8 protein-coding genes are annotated in these 12,210 nt (G+C 33.1%); 3 read left to right on the forward strand and 5 right to left on the reverse strand.

Annotated elements, in window-relative coordinates; translation table 11 throughout:
• Nucleotides 1-5: 5 nt before the first annotated feature.
• From FVB9532_RS06080 to FVB9532_RS06090, 3 genes are read right to left on the reverse strand one after another with little or no spacing between them, the layout of a single operon-like run.
• On the reverse strand, nucleotides 6-857 hold the full coding sequence (locus FVB9532_RS06080; protein ID WP_150544317.1) for a substrate import-associated zinc metallohydrolase lipoprotein: 852 nt from the start codon (nucleotides 855-857) through the stop codon (nucleotides 6-8).
• 11 nt (nucleotides 858-868) lie between these two features.
• Nucleotides 869-2,350 carry a RagB/SusD family nutrient uptake outer membrane protein gene (locus FVB9532_RS06085; protein ID WP_150544318.1) on the reverse strand — a complete coding sequence of 494 codons (1,482 nt, stop codon included), beginning with the start codon at nucleotides 2,348-2,350 and terminating at the stop codon, nucleotides 869-871.
• Nucleotides 2,351-2,369: 19 nt separating this feature from the next.
• Nucleotides 2,370-5,726: a SusC/RagA family TonB-linked outer membrane protein gene (locus FVB9532_RS06090; RefSeq protein ID WP_228482260.1), complete on the reverse strand. Its 3,357-nt coding sequence runs from the start codon at nucleotides 5,724-5,726 to the stop codon at nucleotides 2,370-2,372.
• Nucleotides 5,727-6,036: 310 nt separating this feature from the next.
• Here FVB9532_RS06090 and FVB9532_RS06095 point away from each other — a divergent pair, with 310 nt between their 5' ends.
• The 3 genes from FVB9532_RS06095 (at nucleotide 6,037) to FVB9532_RS06105 (ending at nucleotide 10,108) form a co-directional block, all read left to right on the forward strand.
• Nucleotides 6,037-6,951 carry a tryptophan 2,3-dioxygenase family protein gene (locus tag FVB9532_RS06095; RefSeq protein WP_150544319.1) on the forward strand — a complete coding sequence of 305 codons (915 nt, stop codon included), beginning with the start codon at nucleotides 6,037-6,039 and terminating at the stop codon, nucleotides 6,949-6,951.
• A 140-nt stretch (nucleotides 6,952-7,091) separates the two neighbouring features.
• Complete coding sequence (gene acs, locus FVB9532_RS06100) at nucleotides 7,092-9,011, forward strand: acetate--CoA ligase (protein WP_150544320.1); 1,920 nt, start codon at nucleotides 7,092-7,094, stop codon at nucleotides 9,009-9,011.
• A gap of 56 nt (nucleotides 9,012-9,067) precedes the next feature.
• Nucleotides 9,068-10,108, forward strand: coding sequence for a serine hydrolase domain-containing protein (locus tag FVB9532_RS06105; RefSeq protein WP_150544321.1), 1,041 nt, complete (start codon nucleotides 9,068-9,070; stop codon nucleotides 10,106-10,108).
• A gap of 1 nt (nucleotide 10,109) precedes the next feature.
• Here the strand turns inward: FVB9532_RS06105 and FVB9532_RS06110 are convergent, their stop codons facing one another.
• Nucleotides 10,110-10,727 carry an L-threonylcarbamoyladenylate synthase gene (locus FVB9532_RS06110; RefSeq protein WP_150544322.1) on the reverse strand — a complete coding sequence of 206 codons (618 nt, stop codon included), beginning with the start codon at nucleotides 10,725-10,727 and terminating at the stop codon, nucleotides 10,110-10,112.
• A 59-nt stretch (nucleotides 10,728-10,786) separates the two neighbouring features.
• On the reverse strand, nucleotides 10,787-12,208 hold the full coding sequence (locus FVB9532_RS06115; protein WP_150544323.1) for a TolC family protein: 1,422 nt from the start codon (nucleotides 12,206-12,208) through the stop codon (nucleotides 10,787-10,789).
• Nucleotides 12,209-12,210: the final 2 nt, after the last annotated feature.

The following is a 12,210-nucleotide window of genomic DNA, read 5'->3' on the forward strand; positions in this document are numbered from 1 at the left end:
TATTATTAAATAACTTCATCAGTATGTTCTTGAACTATGGCTTGTAGCTCATAAACATCAATACCAAATGCTTGATTAAAATATTCTGCCATCATAGATTCTTTAGCTCTAATATCTTGTCTAGCTTGTGGATTTGATATATTATCAATAAAATCATTCCACCCATCATTATCATATTTTAAGAAAGTGGCAACCATTTCAGCAAAATCTTCTATTATTGAAGAACTAGCGTATGCAGTTACAAATCCCTCTTCATTAGCAGCTGAATCTGTCTCTTCATACCAGTTAGGATTATAGCTGGTAGGTGTTATTTCTCCAAAAGCTTGTTCGTTAAAAGGCTTTGTTTGATTTAATATATGTGTATATTCATGTTGAATAGTATTTAAAAATCTTTGAATATTTTCTCTACTACTATAGTCTATAAAATCAACATTAAATAACACTATTTTTTTTCCACCTTCTGCAAAACCTAAGGTTATAGTACCTTCTGGATTTGTATTAAACCCGCCAGAAAGAGCTAATTGTCTTGGTGCAATATTTTTTACAAAATCTTCACCTCCAACTTCTGTATAGCTATCTATCCAAATATGTTTCACCACCTCTAAAGCAGGCTGAACATTTTCTTTAGTTGCAGGATATAAATATCGCTCAATAGAAAATTCATATTCGCTCCACTCATATATAACTTCTATGTTATAAGGATTTACATATTCCTGTCTTATCCATTGATCTAACTCAGATAATTCTGGAGTTGCAGTATCTAAAATACTTTTATCATTTATTTCATCATCTTCACTACAGCTAATGAAAGCTGTAATAGATAACAGTAATAATATTTTATACATGTTAATTTTCATAATAATTTATTTTATCTTGGGTTTTGTTGTAATCCGAACGATACTGCACTAGGCGGAATCTGTAACAGCCTTCTGTTATCATTGTCTGTTAAAATATCAGTTGGCTTATCTATAAAATCGTGAGTAACTGGAATATGGAAACGTTTTATATCAAACCAACGTAATCCTTCCATATAAAATTCTCTTCTTCTCATTTCTGCTATAAATTTAACAAAAGATGCTTGATTTTCAGTAAGTGAGTAATAAGGATTATACTCTTCAGCATTTGGATATTCATTTAAAATATCCTCTTCAGTTAATTGATCTGTAACAGGATTATAATTTCTTGTTTTATTAGACAAAAACGCATTAATATCTTGAACAGCAGCCGCAAAATCATTTTTCATAGCATATGCTTCTGCTCTTGCTAACAAACTTTCATCGTGAGTTAATAATGCTACAGAAGTTCTTCTATAACCAATACCCGCAGTGATATCTGTATATTCAAAAATAAAATCATATTTATTTATAGTATTGGTTAAACCACCATTAGAAAAGAAAACTACTTGATACGCCCAGTCTTTTCCATAGGGGTTAGATGCATCAAATAATTCTTCTTTTTTATTTTCTGTTAATCCAAATCTATTAATTGCAAAATCTTCATATATATTAGATACAGGAACAACTATAAGTAGATTTGAAGGCTCACTTGGGCTCATAACCTCAGCTCCTATTTGACTAATTTGTAAATTATCTACATAGTATTCCCAATCTCTTATTCTCTCATCAGCATTATTTAAAATTTCAGAAGAATATTCGATCACTTTATCCCAGTCTCCTTTATACAAATAAAATCTGGAAGCAAAAGCAAAACCTGCTGCCGGAGTAAAATGATAGTCTGGTTGAGAATAATCATTTTCCAATAAAGGTAACCCTTCTTCTATATCCTTCTCAATCAAATTATAAACTTCTTCTACTGTAGCTCTTGAATATTGCTTTATTGCTTCAGTTTCTGGTTCTAAAACATATGGAATTGCTAAATTAGATGCTGCTGTTTGAGGATCGTAATGTTCACCCCAAATATTTGCAAGCATAAAATGACCATAAGCTCTTGCTAATAAACCCTCTCCTTTTTCACCACTTAAATCTGATTCTCCACCTTCTAATTCAGATATAGATGCTAATGCTTGGTTAGCTTGAGCAATCGCTGAATAAGTCTCTGACCAAAAACCAATAGGAGTATCCTGTTGATCATTGATTACCGGTTCCCAAGAATAGGATTTTAAATAATCATCTGTTGTTTCCTCTAAATTTCCTTTATCACCATAGTTATCTGTCATTGGTTCTAAAAATGGTGCGTATGCGTTAGTAGGATAAGCCCCAACTAATAGTTCTTTTATTTTTTCTTCACTATCAATTACGGTACGATTATCTGGAGTTTCTGAGAGATAATCTTCGCAAGATGTCAGAAGTATCAGTCCAATTAATGGAAAAATTAATTTTATGTTTTTCATATTTTTATTTCAATTTTTTTTAAATACTTAAATTTAAGCTCAGTGTATATTGTTTTAAAATAGGATAAGCTACACCTCCAGAAAGGAAAAACTCTGGATCTTGACCGTTCAATTTATCATCAGAATAAATTAAAAATGGGTTTGTAGTTAATAACTTCAATGAAAATGTATTTACTCCTAATTTATCTAACAATTCTGATGGGAAGTTATATGATAGAGAAATATTTTTCATCCTAACAAATCCTCCGTCTGCAACTCGTTGCGTAGAATAGTTGTATGCATTATAAGCTCTGTTTAAGTTCGGATTTTGTTCAACTAAACGTCTGTCCGCTATTACAGGAATATTGGTACTATTTTCGTCGCCCGGCAATAACCAACGGTTTGCATAATCCTTAGTAAATACATCTAAATCTGAATAAGTACTACTATAAGTAGGCTTTAAACGAATTTTATTACCCCAAGATGATGATATAAAGAAATTTAAACTCCAATTTTTATAATTAAAAGTATTAGATAATCCGGCAGAATGATTAGGTTCTACAGAACCTTCATATATTAAATAATCTGTAATATTCTCATTATCCTGAAAATTAGCACCTGTAATTTTATTATTACCTGGAATATTAAATGTTGGAAGACCTTGACTATTTAGCCCCTCAAAATCAAAAGAGAATAAAGAGTTTCTAGGATAGCCAATTACATTACCACCAGTTAAATCAACTAAATCCAAAACATCTGGTCTATCTTGAAGTTTAGTAATTTCTTGATCGAATACAGAAAAATTCACAGTAGTATTCCAACTAAAATTATCAGTTTGAATATTAGTAGTGTTCAAAGATATCTCAAGACCTTCTGTTGTCATATCAGCATTATTTATTGCTTTAACATATTGTCCACCTATACCAGAAGTTGTAACATAATCTATCAAATCAAAACCTTTTCTTCTATAAACGTCAGTACTTATATTAACTCTGTTTTTAAACAAACCAATATCTAAACCAATATTTGTTTCATATTGTTTTTCCCAAGTTAAGTCATTATTCTGAAGATCAGTAATATTCAAAACATTTTCACGTTGAGAAACTAACTTTCTAAATATAACATCACTTTGAAATATCGCCAAAGAATTAGTCGCAGGACCTGCTGTTGCTGTCAAACCATATGATGGTCTAAGTTGTAAATTACTAATAATTGATGAGTCATCCAAAAAGTCCTCATTAGTAATGTTCCATTTACCGGAAACAGACCAAGTAGGTAACCATCTTGAACTATTAGATCTACCTTGTCTATTAGACCCATCATAACGCCCTGTAGCCGCAAAAACATACCTATTATCGTAAGCATATGTTGCTTTACCAAAGAAACTTACAGTTCTCTCTCTCTCTACATTTTTACCAAAATACTGACCACTTTCACCGATATATTTATCAAAAAAGTCTGGATCTAAATTTGGAACATATCCACGATTATATTGTATTCCATATCCCTCAAAATACGTTTGAGTTCTATCTACATACCTTAAATCTTGTCCTACAAAAACAATTAAATCATGAATATCATTGAATTTTGTTTTATAATTCAAAGTATTTCTTAGATAATAGCTTTCTAAAGTATTATCTCTCTTAATATAAATCCCTCCATAAGGCAAAACTGATCTTGGTTGAGCAGTAGGATCTGCAGGATCTTCATAAAGAAACGGGTTATTATCTCGAATAATAGTAGTACCCATAGAACGATAAGCTTCAGCTGCATTTGCGTCTTCTGTAACATTATGCTCATTAGTACTTTTAACATATCGACCTGATGCTGTTAAATTATAAGTAATTTTATCTGTAATATCATAATCCGCATTTATTTGAAATAAAAAGTCAAGAACTTCAAGATCTATATAATTATTTCTTAATTCATTGATTATGTTAAAGTCAGAATAGTTATCCCAAACATATTCTAAATTACCATTATTATCATATGGTCGTATGGTTCTGTTTGTATTTAATGCATAACTAAATGGGTTAATATCAAAATCTCTACTTACCGTACCACTAACTACATTATCAGACTGCGCATATGTACCTGGCGCATCTTGTGTTCTTCTTGAAGCTTTAGAAGATAAGGTTAAATTAAATCTATCAGAAAAATTAAAAGTATTCTTAAAATTAGTTGTTAACCTAGTTACTCCATCAGCAATTGTAAGGCCTGGATCATTGTAAAAACTTACAGAAGCATAGTATTGATTGCTTTTACCACCTCCCCTAAAACTTAAAGAATGGTTTTGAGTTAAAGATTGTTCAAATAAAGTATTAAACCAATCAGTATTAGCCATTTCATATTGCTGTAAATATCTATTTCTATATTCTGGTTTATTGGTTACTTCAAAACCATTATCAGAGTATGCAGATCTATAATCGTTCGATATAAAATTATTAATCTTATTATACATTCCGTAATAAACACCTCCAGATCTAGATTGAACTACACCAGCTTGTGTTAAAAACCCTTTTTGCTCTAATTCTTTGAATATACTCATTGTTTCTTGTGAATCAAGTATATCATATTGCGAGTAAGTAGGGGTAGCCCTAACAGTCTGCTCTAAAGTATAGGTAATAGTAGTTGGAGTTTCTTTTAAACCTGATTTAGTAGTAATAACCACCACTCCATTTAATGCTCTAGCACCGTATAAAGCGGTAGCTGATGCATCTTTTAAAATTTCAATATTCTTAATATCATTTGCATTTAAACCAGCAATTGAAGAACCTATCAATGTAGTAGCATCTCCAGAAGCTAATTGAGAAAAGTCAAGATTAATTATATCTTCCTGTACTACTCCATCAATTACAAATAAAGGCTTTGTATCTCCAAAAATTGAAGACGCCCCTCTAATTGAGATTTTCGGAGCAGCTCCAAATGTTCCAGTTACGTTTTGAACATTAACACCAGCAGCTTTATTCTCCAACATTCTAGAAACATCCACGACACCATCAACTTTTAAAGTTTTAGCATCAATTGTTGAGTTAGCACCTGTAAACAAACGTTTTTCTACATTATCAAAACCAGTAATTACCACTTCATCTAATGTTGAAACATCTGTCTTTAAAGATATTTGATATTCATTTTTAGCATCTACCGGAACTTCTTTTGTAGCCATTCCTATAGCAGAAATCACTAAAATATCTCCGCTACTTGCTTCAATGGTAAACTCCCCATCAAAATTAGTATAAGTACCTTGTTGAGGATTATCTTTTAAGGTGACATTTGCAGAAGGTAAAGGCATACCTTGGTCATCGCTAACCACTCCCGTTATTGTTTTTTGCTGTGCGAACACTGAAAATCCGCATAAAAGAAATAATAAAGAAGCTAGTAATTTTTCTTTAATCATGTGAAACTTTTATTTAAACGTTAATAATACTTTAAAAATTTGCTAAAAATAGCCAACTTTTTCAATGTACCAAAATAATACTCTTCAATTTATAACCTCCATGCTAATATTAACAACATACACTATAAAATCATTAAAAAACAAATCAATAACCCTGCCAATAAACAACAATATATCTATTAATTTAACTTAAATACTAAAAATACAATAAATATCATAAGTTTTAAACATTTTTAAAATTATCCTTTTACTAATCATTTTGTTTGTTCATTTTATTATTTTGTTAAATTTGCTACAAATACATTTATAAATGAATAAGGACGAATTAATTTCTAAACTTGAAGAAAAATACAACAAGCTCGGCGAAAATCCCGAAACCTATTTAAAAGGACTTCTTCAAGCAAAACCCCTAAATTACTGGGATTATATTGAAGTTGATTCGTTGCTGTCTTTACAAAAACCGAGAACCGATTATCCGGATGAAGAAATTTTCATCATGTATCATCAAATTACCGAATTGGTCTTAAAACTGATGATTCACGAGCTTAAACAACTTACCGGAGACAACCTACCTACCGAAGAAATTATTATCGACAAAGTATACCGACTGCGAAGGTATACCAATATGCTCATGACCTCTTTTGATGTGATGCGCTTCGGAATGGATTACGATGAGTATAACATTTTCAGGTCTACCTTAGCACCTGCGAGTGGTTTCCAAAGTGCCCAATTTAGGTATCTCGAGATTTTCACAACACCCTTAATTAATTTAATTAATGAAGATGGAAAAACACGTTTAAGTGAGAATCCTACCATTGAAGAATATTTTGATAATATTTATTGGCGTGATGCCGGTTATAACCGTAAAACAGGAAAAAGCACCTTAACCCTTCGGCATTTTGAAGAAAAGTACCTAGAAAGTTTTATTCAATTAGCCAAAAAACTAGAAGGAAAAACCTTGGCAGATAAATTTGCTTCGTTTAAAAACCCCTCTGAAGATTTAAAAAACGCTATGCGGGATTTCGATCATTACTATAATGTAGAGTGGCCTTTAGTTCACTTAAAAACCGCACAACATTACTTAGACAAAAAAGGGGAAAACAAGGCCGCCACCGGTGGTTCACAATGGAAAAAATACCTACACCCAAAATTTCAACAACGAAAATTCTTCCCTATGCTATGGACTGAACAAGACATTATCGATTGGGGAAAAGATAGTGAATAAGCTTTAATGGTTACTGTTTTCATTTTCGAAATATAATTATATTCGATAATAAGACTCCATCAAATTTCATATTTATTTAACAGCTAAGCGTTTGTCAATTGTTTAAATTGAAAAGAAAATAAACGCTTAAACCCAACTTCATGAGTTTTGATGAAAACCTGCAAATAAAATCTTTCGTCAATTATAAAAAAGCCTACCAAGAAAGCTTAAAAAACCCTGAAAAATTTTGGGATAAAGTAGCTAATCATTTCATTTGGAAATCAAAATGGAACAAAACCTTAACTTGGGATTTTAAAAAACCGGAAGTAAAATGGTTTGAAGGTGGAAAATTAAATATCACCGAAAACTGTTTAGACAGACATCTAGAAAAGCAACCCAACAAAGACGCAATCATCTGGGAACCTAACGACCCAAATGAAGAGTCAAGGCATATTACTTACAAACAACTCTATTTAAAAGTTTGTCAATTTGCCAATGTTTTAAAAAATAACGGAATAAAAAAAGGAGATCGGGTTTGCATTTATATGCCTATGATTCCTGAACTTACTGTTGCAATGTTGGCCTGTGCTAGAATTGGTGCCATTCATTCTATTGTGTTTGCTGGTTTTTCGAGCGAAGCAATTGCTAGCAGAATTAACGATGCAACATGTAAAATACTTATTACCGCAAACAATTATTACCGTGGAAGAAAATCTGTCGAGCTAAAAGCAATTTGTGATCAGGCTCTAAAAAACACTCCTTCTATTGAAACCGTAATTGTTTACCGAAGAACCGTCAACCCAACTCCCATGAAAGAGGGACGCGATAAATTCTGGTTTGATGAATTGCAAAAAGTACCTACTCAAAATGAAGCTGAAGAAATGGATTCGGAGGATCCATTATTTATTTTATATACTTCCGGCTCTACTGGAAAACCCAAAGGAATGGTACACACTACCGGTGGTTATTTAATAGGCACTGCTTTCAGCTTTCAAAACGTATTTCAGCCCAGTAAAAATGATATTTATTGGTGTTCTGCCGATATAGGTTGGATCACCGGACATTCTTACATTGTTTACGGACCTTTAGCTGCAGGAGTGACTACTGTAATGTTTGAAGGGGTTCCTAGCTATCCCGATTATAATCGCTTTTGGGAAATTATTGAGAAATATAAAATCACCCAATTTTATACCGCTCCAACCGCCATTCGAGCACTAGCAAAACAATCCATTACTCACGTAGAAAAGCACGATTTAAGTTCCTTAAAAGTATTAGGATCAGTGGGAGAACCCATTAATGAAGAAGCTTGGCATTGGTTTAACGACAACATCGGAAAAGGAAATTGCCCCATTGTCGATACGTGGTGGCAAACTGAAACCGGATCGATTATGATTTCACCGCTGGCCGGAATCACCGCTACCAGACCTACTTTTGCTACCTTACCCTTACCAGGCGTACAGCCTGCATTGATGAATGAAGATGGAAAGGAAATTGAATTTAATAACCAAAAAGCAGAAGGAATATTGACCATAAAAGCACCTTGGCCGGCTATTGCGCGAACCGTTTGGGGTGATCACGAACGTTATAAAAACACCTACTTTTCTACTTATAAAGGTAAATATTTTACCGGAGATGCTGCCTATCGGGATGCTTCAGGAAATTATAGAATTACTGGTCGTGTAGATGATGTGATCATTGTTTCTGGGCATAATCTAGGAACCGCGCCTATTGAAAACGCTATCAACGAACATGAAAAAGTAGCAGAAAGTGCTATTGTAGGTTTTCCACACGAAGTAAAAGGAAAATCCCTGTATGCCTTTGTGATTTTATACCACGAGGAAGATGCTTCAGAAGAATTAAAAGAAGAAATTAAAAAACAAGTAGCTAACGTAATCGGACCTATTGCTAAACCAGAAAGAATTCAGTTTGTCCCAGAACTGCCCAAAACTAGAAGCGGTAAGATTATGCGTCGAATTTTACGAAAAATTGCTGCTCACAAAACAGACGACTTAGGTGACATTTCAACCCTAGAAAATGACGATATAGTCAAAAAAATTATCGATAAAGCCATTTTAGATTAATTTTGCCAAGCTGAATAACAATTTTTCAGCATATTGAAAATGAATATTTTATAAAAATGGCAATAAAAAAATCTAAGCGATTACTACAAATCGCCCTCTTAGTTTCGACTGTAATTTCTCTATTCTTTGTGCCTTGGGTATTGGTTTTTGCTTGGCTAAAACCTTTACCAGATACGGTACAGGAACAAGTTGAAGAAGCTACAGCTCAAAATTTTGATGGTATCATTGTTTATGTAAATCAAGCAAATCAACCTTCTAGATTTTATGCTGCCGGCTGGCATAACCGAGCACAAAAAATTCCTGCCAAACCCGATGCCTTATTTAAAATCGCAAGTGTAGGAAAGTTATATGATGCTGTTGCAATTACCAAATTGGTAAACAAAAACAAATTATCTTTAGATGAAACCTTAGCTACTTATTTTCCTGAATTAGCTCATCGAATTGAAAATTCTGATAAGATTACTTTAAGAATGCTAGTGCAGCACCGCAGCGGAATTCCCAATTACACCAGTGTACCTAATTTTTGGGTCAACCCTCCTGAAACAAATCAAGAAATCCTTGAACTTGTTTTAGATCAACCTGCCAATTTTCCACCTGATGAAGATTACGAATACTCTAACACCAATTATTTATTGATCAATGAACTGATTGAAAAAACGGTAGGCTACTCTAAATTTCAATTCATTAAAGAAGAAATATTGAATCCGCTACAGCTTAGGAATACCTATGGTTCTCTTCAGCAAATAGACATGAATCGCTTGATGAGTGGTTATTACGTAGGTGTGGAAGAAGACATAAAAACCACCGATTATGGATCTATGATTGCCAAAGCGGAAGATGTTGGGATATTTTTACGAGCTTTAAATGACGGTTCTTTATTTAAAGAAAGGGAAGCTAAAATTTATGCTTCCCTCTATACCTATAATCACACGGGTTTAATCCCCGGTTATCAAACTATTGCTGAATACCACAAAGATCTTGATGCGGTAGTTATACAGTTTACCAACACGACTAATTTTAATGGTTACGAGTGGAACTTATCTGAAATTTATTACAACCGAATCATTAAAATTTTAAAACAAGAAAAAAGAGATTAGCTTATATAGCTAAATCTCCTTTTCCTTCTCTTATCACTTCGGGTTCGCCTTCGGTAAGATCGATCACGGTAGAAGCAACATTATCACCATACCCCCCATCTACCACAATATCGACTAATTTGTCCCATTTTTCAGCAATTAGTTCAGGATCTGTAGTGTATTCAATCACCTCATCATCATCTTTAATGGAAGTAGAAACAATGGGGTTTCCTAGCTTACTGACAATGGCTTGACAAATGGCATTATCTGGAACACGAATTCCTACGGTTTTTTTCTTTTTAAAAACTGTAGGTAAATTATTACCTCCCGGAAGAATAAATGTATAGGGACCGGGCAAGTTTCGCTTTAAAATTTTAAAGGTGCTATTATCAATTTGTTTTGCGTACTCTGATAGATTGCTTAAATCTTTACAAATAAACGAGAAATTAGCTTTATCTAACTTCACGCCTTTAATCTTTGCAATTTTTTCTAATGCTGCATTATTGGTGATATCGCATCCTAAACCATACACCGTATCTGTAGGGTAAATTACTAATCCACCGTTTTTAAGCACTTCTACAACTTTTGCTATTTCTTTTGGGTTAGGGTTTTCTTCGTAAATCTTAATGAGTTCTGCCATGACAATTAGTTTTTAAATGAAAAAATACAAAAAATAACGAAGCTATGTTATACTTCTGTTTATAAATTCAACCTAAGGTTTTCAAATAATGTGGTAGCTGCTTTAAAGTAATCGTTTTGAATTTTGTTCTGCTTCAATTGAGAATCAATCAATTTATTTTCCCTAGAATTGATCAAAAAAATAGAACTCTCCCCTAGCTCAAACAATCGCTTTTCTGAAGTGACCATCACTTGACTCTCTTCCACAATGTTTGCTATAATTTCCAACTGATCTTGCAAGCTGATAATCTCTCTTTCGGTGGCTTGAATTTTATTCTTTAAATTCCATTCTTTCTGATCGAATTTATACTCTGTATTTTCCCGTTTCACTTTTGCCAAACGTAAATCTCCACGTTCTTTCCGAAGGAATAAAGGGAATTTTACTTTTATCCCCGCTTTATAGTCGCTAGTGTTTAAATAGCTTGGTTCGTCTAGCTGTTCAGTTAAGAAGTTATATTCCACATCAACCGTAGGCAAAAGGTTGTTTTTGCGAAGTCTAATATCTAAATCATAAGATTGCAAATCGAATTCCAGTGAACGCAATTCCGGGTGATTTGATAAGTCTTCGGCATTTCCCAAAAAATTTTCAATACCTAAACTTTCCAAAATACTTTCTTTTGAAATCTGCGGTATTAATTGATCTTCCAATTCCACGGGTACTTCATCAACCCATAAATAATTGGATAAATTCAATTTCGCTTTCTGAAGTTTTAAGTTAGCTTGTTCGAGATCTAACTTTCTGTTTCGTAAGAAAATTTTAGTCTCTACCGTATCGATGGCTCTGGTTTCTCCTAACTCACTTGTTCTAGAAACACCGTCAAACCTAATTTGTGCATTTTCTAAAAAATCTTCATATACTTCTTTATTATCGTAATATAATTTCCAATCGGTATAGGCTTTAGTTGCCTCTGCAAGAATTGAATTTACTAGAATATCACGTTCCAATTCATTTTTATTCTGAAGTATTTTCGCCTGTTTTACCGCATTCATCCGTTCATTGTAGAGTAAACCTCTTAATAAGCTTACGCTAATACCAGCACTAAAGATTCCATCTTCTGGAGTGGTGTTTTGACCATTTAGGTAATAACCGTCGTTTTGTTCGTAATCTGCTTTTAAATCGATTCCATACCAAGTAGGAATTTTAAAACTCCCCTTAAACAATGAATAATATTCGGTTCCATTATAGTTTTTCTCTTTCATTCCCCCTTCGAGCTTCGGGTCAAAAGCTCCACGGGCTTTTAATAGTTTTGCTTCGGCTTCAGAAAGTTTTAATTCAGCTTGCGCTACCACGGGATGGTGTTTCTTTACCATCGCCAAAAATTCTTCCAACGAAAAAACATTTTCCTCTTGGATTAAGGTTTCTTCTGCTATCACCGGTTCTTCTTGTGCAAAGCTAAAAACCGGCAAGGCGATCCATAAAAGTAAATGAATTAACTTTTTCATGA

It is taken from the genome of Mesonia oceanica (assembly GCF_902499555.1).
In the GTDB taxonomy this organism is placed as follows: Bacteria; Bacteroidota; Bacteroidia; order Flavobacteriales; family Flavobacteriaceae; genus Mesonia; species Mesonia oceanica.